Source organism: Flavobacterium agrisoli (assembly GCF_016522065.1).
Classification (GTDB): Bacteria; Bacteroidota; Bacteroidia; order Flavobacteriales; family Flavobacteriaceae; genus Flavobacterium; species Flavobacterium agrisoli.
In genome coordinates this window covers 496979-513594 of sequence record NZ_JAEHFV010000002.1, presented here as the reverse complement: position 1 = coordinate 513594, position 16616 = coordinate 496979, and the positions used below count along the sequence as shown (strand labels likewise).

At 32.3% G+C, this 16616-nt stretch carries 14 protein-coding genes and 1 tRNA gene; 6 read left to right on the top strand and 9 right to left on the bottom strand.

Features of this window, described 5'->3' with window-relative positions; genetic code table 11:
- Nucleotides 1-14: 14 nt before the first annotated feature.
- Both ybeY and I5M07_RS07305 read right to left on the bottom strand, forming a co-directional pair.
- A complete protein-coding gene (gene ybeY / locus I5M07_RS07310; RefSeq protein ID WP_200105564.1) occupies nucleotides 15-434 on the bottom strand; it encodes an rRNA maturation RNase YbeY in 420 nt (139 codons plus the stop codon).
- Nucleotides 421-3762 carry a coiled-coil domain-containing protein gene (locus I5M07_RS07305; protein WP_200105563.1) on the bottom strand — a complete coding sequence of 1114 codons (3342 nt, stop codon included), beginning with the start codon at nucleotides 3760-3762 and terminating at the stop codon, nucleotides 421-423. The genes ybeY and I5M07_RS07305 overlap by 14 nt, the downstream gene beginning before the upstream one ends.
- Nucleotides 3763-3873: 111 nt before the next feature.
- Here I5M07_RS07305 and gltX point away from each other — a divergent pair, with 111 nt between their 5' ends.
- A complete protein-coding gene (gene gltX, locus I5M07_RS07300; RefSeq protein WP_200105562.1) occupies nucleotides 3874-5379 on the top strand; it encodes a glutamate--tRNA ligase in 1506 nt (501 codons plus the stop codon).
- 118 nt (nucleotides 5380-5497) lie between these two features.
- Nucleotides 5498-6499, top strand: coding sequence for an SPFH domain-containing protein (locus I5M07_RS07295; protein WP_233621978.1), 1002 nt, complete (start codon nucleotides 5498-5500; stop codon nucleotides 6497-6499).
- Nucleotides 6500-6515: 16 nt separating this feature from the next.
- Here I5M07_RS07295 and I5M07_RS07290 read toward each other — a convergent pair whose 3' ends face one another.
- The 4 genes from I5M07_RS07290 to I5M07_RS07275 all read right to left on the bottom strand — a co-directional run bounded on the left by I5M07_RS07290 (nucleotide 6516) and on the right by I5M07_RS07275 (nucleotide 10095).
- A complete protein-coding gene (locus I5M07_RS07290) occupies nucleotides 6516-6767 on the bottom strand; it encodes a DUF6327 family protein (RefSeq protein ID WP_200105561.1) in 252 nt (83 codons plus the stop codon).
- Between the two features lie 2 nt (nucleotides 6768-6769).
- Nucleotides 6770-7120 (bottom strand): competence protein, encoded by a 351-nt coding sequence (locus tag I5M07_RS07285; RefSeq protein WP_200105560.1) that lies wholly within the window; start codon nucleotides 7118-7120, stop codon nucleotides 6770-6772.
- A gap of 129 nt (nucleotides 7121-7249) precedes the next feature.
- Entirely contained in the window at nucleotides 7250-7579 is a 330-nt protein-coding gene (locus I5M07_RS07280; RefSeq protein WP_200105559.1) for a YtxH domain-containing protein, read from the bottom strand.
- A gap of 395 nt (nucleotides 7580-7974) precedes the next feature.
- Nucleotides 7975-10095, bottom strand: coding sequence for a glutamine--tRNA ligase/YqeY domain fusion protein (locus tag I5M07_RS07275; RefSeq protein WP_200105558.1), 2121 nt, complete (start codon nucleotides 10093-10095; stop codon nucleotides 7975-7977).
- A gap of 99 nt (nucleotides 10096-10194) precedes the next feature.
- On the opposite strand from I5M07_RS07275, the gene folB reads away from it, so the two are divergent.
- Both folB and I5M07_RS07265 read left to right on the top strand, forming a co-directional pair.
- Complete coding sequence (gene folB, locus I5M07_RS07270; protein WP_200105557.1) at nucleotides 10195-10569, top strand: dihydroneopterin aldolase; 375 nt, start codon at nucleotides 10195-10197, stop codon at nucleotides 10567-10569.
- Nucleotides 10570-10646: 77 nt separating this feature from the next.
- Nucleotides 10647-10717: transfer RNA gene (locus I5M07_RS07265), tRNA-Cys, on the top strand.
- Nucleotides 10718-11506: 789 nt separating this feature from the next.
- On the opposite strand, the gene I5M07_RS07260 is transcribed toward I5M07_RS07265, so the two are convergent.
- Genes I5M07_RS07260 through rnr form a run of 3 tightly spaced genes read right to left on the bottom strand, consistent with a single transcriptional unit; the run spans nucleotide 11507 to nucleotide 15069 of the window.
- Nucleotides 11507-12184 (bottom strand): LysE family translocator, encoded by a 678-nt coding sequence (locus I5M07_RS07260; RefSeq protein ID WP_200105556.1) that lies wholly within the window; start codon nucleotides 12182-12184, stop codon nucleotides 11507-11509.
- A gap of 12 nt (nucleotides 12185-12196) precedes the next feature.
- Entirely contained in the window at nucleotides 12197-12865 is a 669-nt protein-coding gene (locus tag I5M07_RS07255) for a head GIN domain-containing protein (protein ID WP_200105555.1), read from the bottom strand.
- A 20-nt stretch (nucleotides 12866-12885) separates the two neighbouring features.
- Complete coding sequence (gene rnr / locus I5M07_RS07250; RefSeq protein ID WP_200105554.1) at nucleotides 12886-15069, bottom strand: ribonuclease R; 2184 nt, start codon at nucleotides 15067-15069, stop codon at nucleotides 12886-12888.
- Nucleotides 15070-15177: 108 nt separating this feature from the next.
- Between rnr and I5M07_RS07245 the strand changes: the two genes are divergently transcribed.
- Together I5M07_RS07245 and rpiB are read left to right on the top strand one after the other, a co-directional pair.
- Nucleotides 15178-15411, top strand: a complete 234-nt coding sequence (locus tag I5M07_RS07245) for a DUF2007 domain-containing protein (RefSeq protein ID WP_200105553.1) — start codon at nucleotides 15178-15180, stop codon at nucleotides 15409-15411.
- A 763-nt stretch (nucleotides 15412-16174) separates the two neighbouring features.
- On the top strand, nucleotides 16175-16606 hold the full coding sequence (rpiB, locus tag I5M07_RS07240; RefSeq protein ID WP_200105552.1) for a ribose 5-phosphate isomerase B: 432 nt from the start codon (nucleotides 16175-16177) through the stop codon (nucleotides 16604-16606).
- Nucleotides 16607-16616 lie beyond the last annotated feature (10 nt).

The window sequence follows — 16616 nt, the reverse complement described above, 5'->3', positions numbered from 1 at the left end:
AAAATAGTTTTTAATTAAAGTTCCACGTGGAACAATTTAATTTTTTCTTCTTCTTTCTTTCGCATTAAATCAGCATCGGCTTCTGTTTTATCTTTGTAACCACAATAATGCAAAATACCGTGCGCCATAACTCGCAACAATTCTTCTGAAAAAGGAACATTAAAATCTGTTGCGTTGTCGCGTACACGTTCAACAGAAATAAAAACATCACCGTTTAATTCATTACCCACCGTATAATCAAAACTAATAATATCGGTAAGCGTGTCGTGATTGAGGTATTCTACATTGATATTATGTAAATAATCGTCATCACAAAAAATATAATTTAATTCCCCTTCCTTTTTATTTTCAGAAAGAATGATAGTCGAAATCCATTTTTCGTAAGCTGATTCGTTGCTTAATTCAAACGCTGTTTCGTAATTAAAGTTGACCATTTTTATTAAAATATTCTTGAACTTTTTTATTAAAATTCGGCTGCAAAGGTAGTGATTGTCTGTTTAATATTTCAATGCTATTTAAATAATCTAAAAGCGAAGATGGTAATGCTTTGGATGGGTTCGTAAAGTTACTCTTGTTAGTGTTTGATTCTCTTTTTGCATCCTCGCCCTGTTGTTGAACCGCATTTTCTAACTTCAGTAATTCTTGTTGAATTTGTAACGTGCGGCGTAAATTCTCATTTCTAAATCCTTTATTTAAAAGTTCTTTTTCTAATTGTTTCATTTGGTTAACCGCATTGTTACCGTTCGGATTCAACCCGTTTTTAAGCAATTCCTTTTGCAAGGCTTCACGCAATTGGACTTGCTCTTTGTAAATTTCAAACAATTCTTTCGCGTTTCCTTCTCCATCGTTACCCTCTCCATCCTTTTGAGATTGACCTGATTTAGATTTATTACCTTCGCCCTGTTTGCCTTCTTGCCCACTCTTTTTCATTCCGTCTTGTAATTGCGCTCCAATACCTTGCTGTTTTTTGATAATATCTGGCAATTGCATCCCGCTTTGACCGGGTTTATTTTGCGGAGTACCTTCACCCGAACCACTCATTTGCATTTGCATTTGATTCAATACATCACTTAAAAAATCGGCTAGTCTATTCGAAGCGGCCACCGCATATTGTTGGTGAGCGATACCTTTTGGAACTTGTACTTCGGTTAATGTAGATAAAGCATTGTCAACATTGTATAAAACATTCCCTATTTCTTTGGTAACCTCTTCACCCACTTTTGGATTGCGTAAGGATAATGCAAACAAACTATCATCAATATGTTTGAATTGCTGTTTGAGATTTTGTTGCACTTTTATATTTTTATTATAGGCCGAAGAACCCAATTTGATTTTTTTAAATTGCAACATAATGTCTTCCTGCGAAAAAGAATACGCTATTAAATTATCTAATATTTGGCGCAACATGGCCACATCCTCCTCTAACTGTTCTTGTTCACCGCCACTCATTCCTTCTTGTAACTCTTTACTTAAAGCCTTCATTTTTTTAGAAGCTGCTTGTTGGTTTTGCTTGGCAGAAGAAGCATTATTTTTTTGTAAATTAGAAGAAGCCTTTTCTAAATCCGATTTAATATCCTCCGCTTTTGAATCTGATTTTGGAACATCTAAAGGAGCTTTTAAGTCTTTATTGTCTTTTTGTAAATTTTGTAAATCCTCTTTTATTTTATTAAAATCATTATTAATTTCATTTTGTTTTTGAGTTGCATTGGGTGATTTGTCATTGGTAAGTTTTTCTTGTTGATTAGCCAGTTTCTGTAATTCATCCGAAAGTTGCTTTGCTTTTTGTTGCACATAATAGCGTTTGGTTAACTCCACTAATTGTTCCAAACTTTTGGATTGATTTTTGGAATGTTGTTTGAACGATTCTAATTTTTCAAACAAATTTTCATTGTTCATCTTCGTATTCAATTCTTTCAACTCATCCAAAAGCTTTTGGTTTTTTTCAATTTCCTTTTCAGTGTTATCCAATCTTTTTTGTAAACTTTCCAGGTTTTCATCCTTTTTGTCAACTTTCATTTTATCTAAATTCTGATTCAATTTTTCAGCAAATTGTTTCATCATTTGGTCCTGATTTTGCTGTTTTTTTATAAAATCATCAATCTTTTGTTTTTCTTTAAAATCACTTCCAGAACTTGATTTACCCAATTTATCTAATTTATCCAACTCCGAAAATTGTTTGTTTTGTGTCGTTAATGATTTGGAAAAACCATTCAATAGCGACTGCTGTTCTTCAAATTGCAATTGTCTTACTTCCGAATCGGTAGCCACTCTATCGGAAAAGACAGCGGACTTCGCACTTTTAAAATGGTGCGGTGAATCGTTATCAAAAACCTCAAAATAAAAATCATAATTTATTCCACTTTGAACAGGCAAATTACTGGGGAAAGAAAACACAAAACGATCGTAGTTTTCGTGTTTAACGGGTAATGTTCCACGTTTGGCAGTTTGTGGTTTGTTGTGTTCGTAATAGACAACTTGTAATTTGGATAAACCATAATCGTCAGACAATTGACCCAACAAATAACCTTTGGCTAGCTTTAAACTATCAGGAGCCGTTGTAATTTGAATCGTAGGAAACTGATCTTTTACAACAGCAAGCTGATAAGTCAACTTTTCGTAGTTTTTTACAGAAGCATTTGAAGTAATTATTTGATATTCTGTATTTTGACTAATATTTTTAGTCAAACTAAACTCATTTTCGGCCTTACTAAAAGAGGAAACAAGATTATTGGCTTTAAAATCAATTTTTTGAGTGGCTGCTGTCTTCATTTTCCAAGTGACGGTTGTACCTTCAGGAATTATGGCATTGCCCGTTCCTTTAATCCACTCTGATTTTCTTTTCAAATAACTCGGAAATTGCAACAACATATCAAAGTTAGCAATGGTCGGCACAGCAACAACTTCCAATTTATAATCGTTGGATAGTACTTCATTCGCTTCAAAATGGAACGGAATCGTCGAACTTGGTTTTGTAATTCGGTACTCGAAAAAACCTGGTTTCGTATTTTCCATGAAATAACTGGCATCACCCAAATGAATGGTAACATTCTCTGGAATAATTTTTCCTCTTGATTCCATCCTAATGACAAAATCTTTATCTTGTTCAGTTTGCAAAGACGTATTTAAAATTACAAATTCGAACGGGGCCGGCTTAGCAAAAGAAGCAGAATAATGCACTACTCTATTAAAACTTTGAGTCAAAATAGTATTGTTGCCCGAAATATAAAACATTAAAAAAATCAAAATCGGAATTAACGCTAGGGGTACAAATTTTTTATTTTCTTTAAAATTTATCGCAGCATTAAAAGGAATGGGTTGTAATGAATTTGCTTTTTGTTCGATTGAGGCCAGAACCAAATCGGATCCATTTTGATGCTCATTTAATTTAGACAACTGCAAAAAATTGAGCAGTTTGTCTTTTACATCAAAAAAATGGTTTCCTATAATTTTAGACGCTTCTTCATAATCGATTCCTTTTTGGATTTTAAACAATTTAAATAGCGGAAAAAGAATTAATCGCACCGCTAGAAATACTTCTACTGCAATAAAAATCCAAAAAAGCAAGGTTCGAAAAGCTGGAGATAGCCATAAAAAATATTCAACAAATAAAGTAAAAAGTAAGTACAACAATCCCAATCCTAAAAAAAGGATCATTCCTTTAATGAGTTCGTTGGTATAAAACTTTTTGACAAAATTTTCTAATTTGCTAAATATTAATTCGGTTGCGCTCACTTCAAAAATGTACTTTGTTATATAACCCATAAATGTAGTAATTTAAAACATACGTGCTACTTAAATATAAATTGAGATAAAGCACGAAATGGCAAGAGCAAAATTGCGTAAAGTCGTATCTTTGCGGCAAAATTTAAAAAAATGGCTAAGCAAGTTCGTGTGCGTTTTGCACCAAGTCCAACGGGACCTTTACACATTGGCGGTGTGCGTACTGCCCTATTCAATTATTTATTTGCCAAAAAAAACAACGGAATTTTTTATGTACGGATTGAAGATACCGATCAAACTCGTTTTGTTCCTGGAGCTGAATCGTATATTATGGAAGCTTTAGAATGGCTTGGTATTGCTCCAGATGAAACCGTTGGAAAAAACGAAAAATTTGGTCCCTACCGTCAAAGTGATCGAAAAGATATTTATCAAAAATATGCCAATCAATTAATCGAAACTGGTTGGGCCTATTATGCTTTTGATACACCCGAAGCTTTAGATGCACATCGGAAAGAGCATGAAGAACAAGGAAAAACCTTTATTTACAACCACCACAATCGTGAAAAATTAGACACTTCATTAGGGCTTTCTAAAGGAGAAACCGATAAAAGAATTGCGGCAGGCGAACATTTTGTTATTCGTTTTAAAACACCTGTAAATGAAACTTTGCATTTACAAGATATTATTCGAGGTGATGTTAAGTTTGATACTAATTTGTTAGACGATAAAGTATTATTTAAAAGTGATGGGATGCCAACCTATCATTTGGCCAATATTGTAGACGATCATTTGATGGAAACGACACATGTTATTCGAGGAGAAGAATGGTTGCCTTCGCTCCCACTTCATCATTTACTATATCGCGCTTTTAAATGGGAAGCACCCGAATTTGCCCATTTACCCTTAATTTTAAAACCAATTGGAAATGGCAAATTATCAAAAAGAGATGGCGATAAATTAGGATTTCCTGTCTTCCCTTTAGAATGGAAAACCGAAGAAGGAATTTCATCCGGTTACAGAGAAAAAGGATTTTTTCCCGAAGCAGTTGTTAACTTTTTAGCCTTATTGGGTTGGAATGACGGAACCGAACAAGAACTTTTTTCGTTAACCGAATTGGTAGAAAAATTTGATTTGAATCGTGTGCATAAAGCCGGAGCCAAATTTGATCCTGAAAAAAACAAATGGTTCAATCATCAGTATTTAATACAACAAAATGATGCGGATTTAGCCAAAGCCTTCACTCCTATACTGGAAGAAAAAGGCTTTTCAACACCAATTGATCTAACCACTAAAATTGTTTCTTTGATAAAAGAAAGAGCCCATTTTGTTACTGAATTTTGGGAATTAAGCGATTTCTTTTTTCAAGCTCCAGCAAACTATGACGAAAAAGCGCGAAAAAACTGGAAAGAAGAAACACCACAATTAATGAGTAATTTAATTTCTGTTTTAGAAAATATAGAAGATTTTACAGCTGCTACTATTGAATTGACTGTAAAAGAATGGCTGACACAAAATGAAATCGGAATGGGTAAAGTAATGCAACCTTTTCGTTTGAGTTTGGTCGGTGCTTTAAAAGGACCACATTTATTTGATATAGCTGAAATTATTGGAAAAGAAGAAACCATTACAAGAATTCAAAAAGCAATAGCTTCTTTATAAAAACAATACTACTAACTAAACAACGCCAAGATGCCGATACCGACACTTGGCGTTTTTTAATGTAATAAATCGAAAGAAAATTCGTAATTTGAGCCTTCTTAAACTTAATCAACAAATTATGATACCCTTATTCGTTATTTTATTCCTTGGTTTTATTGTATTGCTTTCCTCCTTTTTTACCGTCAAACAACAATCGAGTATGATTGTAGAACGTTTCGGAAAATTTCACAGCATACGCCAATCGGGATTGCATTTAAAATTTCCATTTATTGACCGAATTGCAGGACGTGTCAACTTAAAAATTCAGCAGTTGGATGTCGTAATCGAAACTAAAACCAAAGACAATGTGTTTGTAAAATTGAAAGTTTCCGTTCAATTCATGGTCATAAAAGATAATGTATACGATGCTTTTTATAAGTTGGAATTTCCACACGATCAAATTACGTCCTATGTTTTTGATGTGGTGCGTGCCGAAGTTCCTAAACTAAAATTAGATGATGTTTTTGAGCGTAAAGATGATATTGCCATTGCCGTAAAACGCGAATTAAACGAAGCCATGACGACTTATGGCTACAACATTATCAATACATTAGTAACCGATATTGATCCGGATATTCAGGTAAAAAACGCCATGAACCGAATTAATGCGGCAGATAGAGAAAAAACAGTAGCCGAATATGAAGCAGAAGCCTCTCGTATCCGCATTGTAGCCAAAGCCAAAGCAGAAGCAGAAAGCAAACGTTTACAAGGTCAAGGTATAGCCGATCAACGTCGTGAAATTGCCAGAGGATTGGTTGAAAGTGTAGATGTTTTGAATAAAGTAGGTATTAATTCACAAGAAGCTTCGGCCTTAATTGTGGTTACACAACATTATGATACCTTACAATCTATAGGTGCCGAAACCAATTCAAATTTGATTTTATTACCCAATTCACCACAAGCTGGTAGTGAAATGTTAAACAATATGGTAGCTTCGTTTTCTGCTTCGAATCAAGTAGGGGAAATGATGAAATTAGGAAATGACAAGAAACCTAAATCCAAACGCATTGAACCCGATTATAATGAAACGCTAGAATTAAATAAAAGCGATGAAGAACAAGAAGAGGAACAAAATGAATAAGAAAAAAAGAGGTTTTTTAACCTCTTTTTCTATTTATAAACCAACCAATTACATACGGAATGGCTCTTTGCAGTATTTTAGTATAATTGTTTGAAAAGTACTCGGTGTAGGAACCTATAAAATTAGAAACCATTTTATCAGGAGCTAAAGATTCTTTCGTTTTTTGTACGCTTAAAACCAACTTTTGATAATTGATTTCTTTTTCTAATTTAAGAATTTCGAGATCCTTTTCAATTTCTGCATACGAAGCGTATTTTTTCTTTTCCATATTTAGTCGTTAAAAAAGATTTCTGAAAATTTCTCTAAAATAGGCCCTTCTACCATTTTATCTTTGATAAGCGATAATAATAAAGTAACTAAAAGATACATCCCTCCTACTGCTAAAAAACCGTAAGTATAACTGTTAAACAGTTCGCTGAGTGCAAAAGCCAACGCTATTGAGGCGAATAACATCACCATAGACAAGCATAATAAAATTAACGTAAACTTGAAAATCAATGTGGTTGATTTCATTGCTACTTTAAAGCCCCATAATTTATAATAGGCCAAATGACTTTCTACATATTTTTTAGCTTGATCCTGAACATTATCGCCATGTTCTTTTAATTCTTCAAAGGCCATATCTATTGCTTACAATTACATAACAAAACAAGCACAAATTTCGTTAATTATGCTGAAATTTCTTTAAAATTAAAGAAAAATAGCCATTAATAAAACGAATTTTGTGCTTGCCACTATTTTTTAAAAAAATTATTTCTGGTATTTCGTGTTTTTAGATTTTAAATCAGCTAATTTACTTTCTAAAAAAGAAATCACTTCTTCTGTTTTGTAACTCATGTTTGAAAGCAAATCTTCGTAAGTTCCTTCTGCATCTTTTTTAACATGACTTAATTTTGATTTTAATGCATCAGTTGTAGCCGCTATCGTATCTTTTAAATTATGCGAAGTATCATCTAAACCTTCTTTTAATTTTTTACGGGTTTCAGATCCTTTTGCAGGTGCAAATAAAATTCCAATTCCTGCTCCGATAGCCGCACCAGTTACCAATGCTAATACTGTTTGTCCTGTATTTCGTGACATAATCTATAATTTTTAAATTGTTCACTAAAGTTACGAAAAAATAAGGATTTAAACTATTGGTTTTAAATTGATTAATATAAATTTAACAAGAATTAACATAGGAACTATATTATGATTTAAAATTAAAGGATTGAAAGATTGAAAGATTATAAAATCACTTAAAATTAAAAATAACATCTTCATACATCATTTTACGACTACTTCATACTAAAACTCATTATTATCTCTTTATATCAATTAAAAAAATAAAAACAATAATCGTATTCAAAAAGAAATAAAAAGCGTTTAAAATAAAAATATGAAGGTTGATTTTAATAAAAAAAATCAATAAAAAATTTAAAATAAATAGAAATAATATATAATAAAAAAAGCACTTCGAAAAGTGCTTTTAATAATTAAAATTTATTCATTAAATTTTCTAAAAATTCGGTTTCCCTTTCGGATGTACTCTTGGGTGGATTGTTTTGTAAATTTTCTAATTCGGGTTGAAGAGCCACTAAAAATGCAGCATTATCTAAAATCGCTAAATTTAGTAAAGCGCGTGAACGTACAAAAGTCGATTCACTTTTTAACGACATGCTGAATAACTTCATTATATCTTCTTTATTGTAATCGCTGAATTGTAAAAAAGCATATTTAATTAACAATTGCGCAAAAAGTAGCGAACTTTTATTATTGTTGATGTTCTTTTTAAAGGAATTTTGCAACAAACTATAATTCGAAATTCCAGCTATAGTAGCTCCAATATTTTTTCTAATGGCAATACGCTCTTCTCTCGTATTTACTTTAAAATATTTATTGATATCTTTTAATGCATTATTCAAGCTATTTTCTTCGCTTTTTCCTTTTTCGTCCCAAGAATCTTTCAAACCAACCGTCTTGTTGAATACTATTTTTGAAGCCGTTGTATCTTTATCTACTATAAAATAACCCAAACGTTGAAACTGAAACTGATCACCAGGTTGAACCTCTTTTAAACTTGGTTCTACATAACCCTTCGTAATTTGCAAGGAATTCGGATTGATAAAATCCAAGAAACTTTTTTCGGTATGACTGTCTGGTGCTTCATCCAAAAATAAGCGATCGTATAAACGAACTTCGGTTTCAATCGCATGTTCGGCCGACACCCAATGTAATGTTCCCGATACTTTTCGCTTGCTTGCTTCGGTACCGCTTCCACTCTTTGAATCAGCATCATAAGAAGCTATAATTTCTATTATTTGACCATTTTCATCCTTTATAACTGATTCTCCTTTAATTAGATAAGCATTTTTAAGTCGCACTTCTTTTCCAATTGTCAACCTAAAAAATTTAGCCGAAGCTTCTTCTAAGAAATCTTCTCTTTCTATCCATATTGTTTTTGAAAAAGGCACTTTTCTAAAACCAGCCGATTCATCTTCTTGGTTATTTTCGGCATCCAACCACTCCACTTCTCCATCGGGATAATTCGAAATGGTTAATTTAACCGGATCTAAAACCGCCATAACACGTGCAGCGGTTTTGTTTAAATCTTCACGTAAACAAAAATCCAATAAAGAAATATTGATGATGTTTTCTCGTTTTGCAACTCCGATGGTTTCACAAAATTTACGAATAGCAGCAGCTGTATAACCTCTTCTTCTTAAACCTGAAATAGTTGGCATTCTTGGATCATCCCAACCATTAACCACTTTATCTTGAACTAATTGTAGTAATTTACGTTTGCTCATTACGGTGTAGTTCAAATTCAAACGTGCAAATTCGTATTGATGTGGACGAACCGTGCTTTCATCATAAATTTGATCCAAAAACCAATCATACAATTCGCGGTGCATTACAAATTCTAATGTACAAATGGAGTGTGAAATTTGTTCGATATAATCACTTTCGCCATGTGCAAAATCATACATTGGATAAATACACCAATCGTTAGCAGTACGATGGTGATGGCGGTGTAAAATACGATACATCAACGGATCACGCATTAACATATTAGAAGAAGCCATATCAATTTTAGCACGTAAAACATGGGTTCCTTCTTTAAAATCGCCTTTTTTCATGCCTTCAAATAAGGCTAAATTTTCTTCAATAGAACGATTTCTATAAGGACTATTGGTTCCAGCTTGCGAAGGAGTTCCTTTTTGAGCCGCCATTTCTTCTGAAGATTGACTATCCACATAGGCTTTTCCTTTTTTAATCATGTCAACAGCCCAATCATAGAGTTGTTGAAAATAATCTGAAGCATAGCGTTCCTCCGCCCATTTAAAACCCAACCACTGCAAATCTTCTTTAATAGCATCTACATATTCTTGTTCTTCTTTAGCCGGATTGGTATCATCAAAGCGTAAATTTACAGGTGCATTGTATTTTAATCCCAAACCAAAATTCAAACAAATGGATTTAGCATGACCAATATGCAGGTAGCCATTTGGCTCGGGTGGAAAGCGAAAACGTAATTTATTTTGAGGAAAACCGGTTGCTATACTGTCCTCTATGATTTGTTCTATAAAATGGAGTGATTTCTCTTCTGAAGCCATATTTTTGTATATTTTTAGCAAAGATAAAAAAAAGCAGAAAGGTTTAGGCTTAAACTTAGGCTGTAGTACAATTAAAGTTATAACACCAACAAAATAAACATGAGCATCATTAAATTAAAAAATATCCGCACCTTTTCCTATCATGGTTGTTTGATTGAAGAGGGTAAAATTGGATCCGATTATTCGGTTAATTTGACCATTAAAGCCAATTTAAAAAAGTCAACTAAAACCGATCATTTATCTGATACTGTGGATTATGTACATTTAAACCGTATTGTAGTAGAAGAAATGGCTGTTCGTTCGCATTTATTAGAACATGTTGCCAAACGTATTAATAGACGTGTTTTAGACGAAATTCCGATGGTAGAAAAAACCATTGTTGAAGTTTCTAAAATTAATCCTCCTATTGGTGGCGATGTAGAATCGGTTACTATAAAAATGAAAGAAGTACGTAAACCCGATTATGGTTTATAAGGAGTTTTACAAAAATAGTTTTTAATTATATTTTGAACTTCGAAGAAATTAGTTACTTTTGCAGTCCATAACAATAAGGCGTCGTGGCCGAGTGGCTAGGCTGGGCTCTGCAAAAGCTCCTACTCCGGTTCGAATCCGGACGATGCCTCGGAATTAACCTCTCAATATGAGAGGTTTTTTTTTGAATAATTTTTAAAAAAAATTAGGTAAAGAAAAGCTTCGAATCCGAACGATAAATTGGAATTAACCTATCATATTGAGAGTTTTTTTTTTGAATAATTTTTTAAAAAAATTAGGTAAAGAAAAGGTTCGAATCCAGACGATAGATTGGAATTAACCTCTCAATTTGAGAGGTTTTTTTTTGATTAATTTTTAAAAAAAATTAGGTAAAGATAAGGTTCGAATCCGAACGATAAATTGGAATTAACCTATCAATATGAGAGGTTTTTTTTTTGAATAATTTTTTTAAAAAATTAGGTAAAGAAAAGGTTCGAATCCGAACGATAAATTGGAATTAATCTCTCAATTTGAGAGGTTATTTTTTGATTAATTTTTAAAAAAAATAGGTAAAGCAGAGGTTCGAATCCGCACGAAAGATTGGAATTAACCTATCATATTGAGAGTTTTTTTGAATAATTTTTTAAAAAAAATTAGAAAAGGAAAGATTCGAATCCGAATGGTAAATTGGAATTAACCTATCAACTTTGATATGTTTTTTTATATTACGTAAAAATTCTTCGGATCTAGACAGAAAATAGATATTTTACCTTTACATATCAATGTTTTGTATTCTATTATTTAAAAGAAATCGAAGCTATTTTAGCTTATCATATCTCCTTTTATTTTCATTATTTCAAGTGAAGCCATTCATCAATTAATAGCAATAAAAAAACCTCTTCGTTTATAAAGAGGTTTAATTTATTATATTGATTTGCTTTTATTTATCGATATTTTCAAAAGCATTTTTAACCATTTCTTTTTCTTTAGGAAACCAACCTTGGATGATTAAAACCAATCCAAAAACCATCAACACTACGCTTATTCCTTTTTTGATTTTTAAAATATTAGTTGGTGTCATTTTTGATTTTAATTGTTTAGCCAATACAATTTTAAGGCTATCAATGATTAAATAAGTACAAATTACGGTGGTAAAAAAGACCATCATTCGCGAGGTTTGCATATCTAATTTGGGTCCAACCGAAATAATTATAGCCATCCAAAAACCTAAAACTCCAATATTAATCACATTGAGTAAAAATCCTTTTACAAATAGTGAAGCGTAATCTCTTTTTAAAATATCGCGGTCAATGGCTTCGTCATCAATACGGACTTCTTTTTTTAATCTAACAAACGAAATTACGCCGTAAGCCAACATAATAATACCACCAAAAATAAATAAAGCAGGTTTATCTTCAAGGCTTTTAATTAAACGGTAACTTCCTAAATAAGCAATAGCAATAAAAAAAATATCTCCCAATACTACTCCAAAATCAAAAGCTATTGCAGCTCTGAATCCTTTGGTAATACTGGTTTCTATTAAAATAAAAAAGACAGGTCCTATCATGAAGCTTAAAAAAATACCCCACGGAATCCCTGTTAAAATATCATGTATCATTTAAATGTAACTTTATTCTTTTTCTTCAATTTTTCCACCTAAAACGGTTTTTTGATTGATTTGTTTTGGTTTACCATAAATGTAAATGGCACCTCCCGCATTTGTTTTGGCATCTACTAAAGTACTGGCGTTAATTTCCGCTTTACCACCAGCAGAAACGCTTACGGTTGTTTGGGAGGTTTTTAAATCTTTTGCTTCTAAAAAACCACCTGCACTCAAACTAGCGTTCATATTAGTAGCTGAGCCACTTGCATTTACAATTCCGCCCGAAACCGAAGTAACTTTTAGTTTTTCAACATCCAAATTCACCTCTACTTTAGCGCCTTCTTGTGCACTTAAATCAAATGCTGTTTGTTTAAAAACTTCTTTAGAACTGACAATACTACCTTCGTTTACATCGATAGTTTCAATGCGTTTAAAATACAATTTGATGCTCAAATTATTCCCTGAAAGTAATTTTGGAAATGGCATTCTTAATTTTAATTGTCCATTTTTGTTGACAATTTCAACTTCATCGCTTCTATCGCCTGTTATTTCGATTTTATTATCGTTACTATGAATCAATTGCACACTTAATTGATCAAAAACTTTTACTTCGTCAAAATCTCCTAATGGTTTATTGACTTGTCCAAAACTGAATTGTGCAGCTAAAATTCCTATTGCTAAAATGATCTTTTTCATACTTTTATCTGTTTTTTTTATTACTCTCCCGCTCTTCTTAAAAAATGAAAATCGAGTTGTTTTTTTACTAAATCGGCATTTTTAACCTTAACATATACTTCGTCTCCTAATTGCAAAATACGACCCGAAGTCGCTCCTACCATAGCATACTGCTTTTCGTCAAAAGTATAATAATCATCTTTTATTTCTCTAATTCGAACCATCCCTTCGCATTTATTTGAGACGATTTCTACGTAAATTCCCCATTCGGTTACGCCCGAAATAACACCCAAAAACTCCTCATTTTGATGGTCTTGCATGTATTTCACTTGCATGTATTTGATGCTATCCCGCTCTGCATTGGATGCCAAACCTTCCATGCTCGAACAATGCAAACATTTGGTTTCGTAAATTTCTTCGCTTACTGAAGCGCCTCCATCCAAATAAAATTGCAGCAAACGGTGTACCATAACATCAGGATAACGACGAATTGGTGAAGTAAAATGCGAATAATAATCAAAAGCCAAACCATAATGTCCAATATTATCGGTTGAATATTTGGCTTTACTCATGCTTCGAATGGCTAAAGTATCGATTAAATTTTGTTCTTTTTTACCGTTAACTTCTTCCATTAAAGCGTTTAACGATTTCGAAATATCACCTTTGTTTCTAAAGTCTATTTTATAACCAAACTTGGCAATTACCGTTTGCATGGCAATTAATTTGTCTTCGTTTGGCTCATCGTGAATTCGGTAAACAAAGGTTTTCTTTTGTTTGCCAATAAATTCGGCTACTTTTCGGTTGGCTAAAAGCATGAATTCTTCAATCAAATGATTGGCATCTTTAGAGACTTTAAAGTACACACCTTCTGGTTCACCGTCTTGATCTAAATTGAATTTTACTTCGACTTTATCAAAAGAAATTGCCCCATTTTGCATTCTTTTTTTACGAAGAATTTTAGCTAAATCATCTAGTTTTAAAATAGCTTCGGCAATTTCGTCTTTTACTACATACGAACTTCCGGTTATAGAAACTGCTTCCGAAATGGTATTTCCTTTCGTTTCAATAATTTCTTGAGCTTCCTCGTAAGCAAAACGCTGATCCGAATAAATAACTGTTCTTCCAAACCATTGGTTCACCACTTGAGCGGCTGGTGAAACTTCAAAAACGGCCGAAAATGTATATTTTTCTTCATTCGGTCGTAATGAACAGGCAAAGTTTGACAATACTTCTGGAAGCATCGGCACTACTCGATCGACTAAATAAACTGAAGTGGCTCTTTGATAGGCTTCGTCATCTAAAATAGTATCTTCTTGCAAATAATGCGAAACATCGGCAATATGGATTCCGATTTCAAAATTGCCATTCTCTAATTTCTTGAAGGACAAGGCATCGTCAAAATCTTTAGCATCTTTTGGATCGATAGTAAAAGTCAACGTATCCCGCATGTCACGACGTTTGGCAATTTCCTCTTCCTGAATTGAAGTATCAATTTTCTGAGCAAAAACTTCTACTTCTATCGGAAATTCAGCTGGAAGGCCGTATTCAGCCAAAATAGCATGAATCTCGGTATTGTGTTCACCCGGTTTACCAAGTACTTTTAAAACCACCCCAAATGGGCTGTCGGCTCGTTTTTTCCAATCTTCAATAGCTACCAAAACCACATCACCATTTTCGGCATCGCCCATTTTATCTTTCGGAATAAAAATATCGGTATACATTTTTGGATTTGCCGTTGAGACAAAAGCAAAATTGGGTTGAATATCAATTACACCTACAAATTCGGTTTTGTGTCTTTCGATTACTTCAATAACTTCACCTTCAGGACGTTTACCTTTTCGTCGGTTGTATACGTAAACTTTGACTTTGTCTTTATCTAAAGCGCGATTCAAATTATTGGTCGGAATAAAAACATCTTCGGTAAATTCCTCACAAATAAAATAAGCCGTTTTACGGCTCGTCATGTCAATAGTTCCTTCGTAATAATCTTGGCTAACAGCTTTAATTAAATACTTTCCAGGTTCGGATTCGATTAATTTTTTTTGAGAGGCTAAAATTTTTAAATCTTTGATTATTTGATTGCGACTTTTGGTATCGTCTACTTCTAATTTTGCCGCTATTTGTTTGTAGTTGAATGGTTTATTAGCATTTTGCGATAAAATTTTAAGTATCTTACCCGAAAAATCCTTATCATTTTTTATCGGCTTTCTAATTTTCTTACTCATATATCTTTTCTTATAAAGTTTAAAATTACAAAGAAGATATTATATATAAGATTTTAACGAGTATATTTATTAAAAATATAACTTTCGTATATTTATAAAAAAAAGGTCATGAAAGGCTTTAAAACCATTGCAGTTTTTAATTATCAACACGAAACGGTTGTTTTAAAACATTTGCTCGAGCAAGAAGAAATTCCGTTTTATTTTGAAAACGAAACCACCCTTTCTGTCGTTCCTTTTTACGCCACTGCTTTGGGTGGCATCAAACTCAAAGTACACACCACCGATTTTGAACGCGTTCAATCTATCATCGACAATTTAAACAGTCCACTTCGAATCGTTTAAATTTTCACTTTCCTCCTACCCTATAAAAAAATTTCATTTTTACACGTTTCAAAGTTTTCAACATATATTAAATACAACAATAAAAAAATTTTAAATTAAATTAATTTTTGATGGTTATTATAGCTTGTTAATAGGTGGTATAAATTTATTTTGAAAAGCATTGAAATGAAGTTTTAGTTAGTTATTGGGAGTTATTAACAGTATTATTTTAGGTTAAAGTATTTATTTTTAAGTCTTTTTAAAATGTAATTAACAATCGTTGAAAAGCAAAAATGATTTGATTTTGTAGATAAGTTCAATTTCGGTTTATTGTTAAAAATGATCCTTTTTGTATTGATAACTTTTCTAAAAATTCAAGAAACTTTATTAGGATTTTAAATTGCAGTTTTGGATTACGTTTTTTTTTAAAACATCCAAAAAAAAGTTCTCTTTTTCTTTGTGTAGTTATTAACATTTTCTGTTAATTTAAAGTTAACTGAATATCAACGAATTAAGTTTTACTATCAACATTCTAAAAAATTAACATTTAAAACTACTTATTGGTATTGATTATCACTGTTTTATTCATTTTTTATTTTTTTATTTTTTGCTAACTTATTGGTTTTTAGTTACATTATAGTTTAAAAATACATTATTTAGTTGTTAATTATTTAATAATCAATACGCTAGCTTTTTTTACACGTTAAATAAAAATTGGAAATAAAGTAGATGTAAATTTCTTTGGCTAAATTTGCACACACAACTTATTAATAATTGAAATCATATGAAAATTTCTATCGGAAACGATCACGCAGGACCCGATTATAAAAAAGCCATTGTTCAGTATTTAGAATCAAAAGGGCACGAAGTAACCAATTACGGAACCGATTCCGAAGCTTCAGTGGATTATCCCGATTTTGGACATCCAGTTGCCTCTGATGTTGAGAATGGTAAAGCCGATTTTGGAATTGTAATTTGCGGATCTGGAAACGGAATTGCGATGACGGTTAACAAACACACAGGAGTTAGAGCAGGATTATGTTGGACTAAAGAAATTGCGTATTTAACTCGTTTGCATAATGATGCTAATGTGGTGAGTATACCAGCACGTTATACGTCTATTCAACAAGCGGTTGAAATAGTTGAAACTTTCCTTGAAACTGCTTTTGAAGGCGGAAGACACCAAAATAGAGTTGATAAAATTGCTTGTCAATAATTTTTTTGGC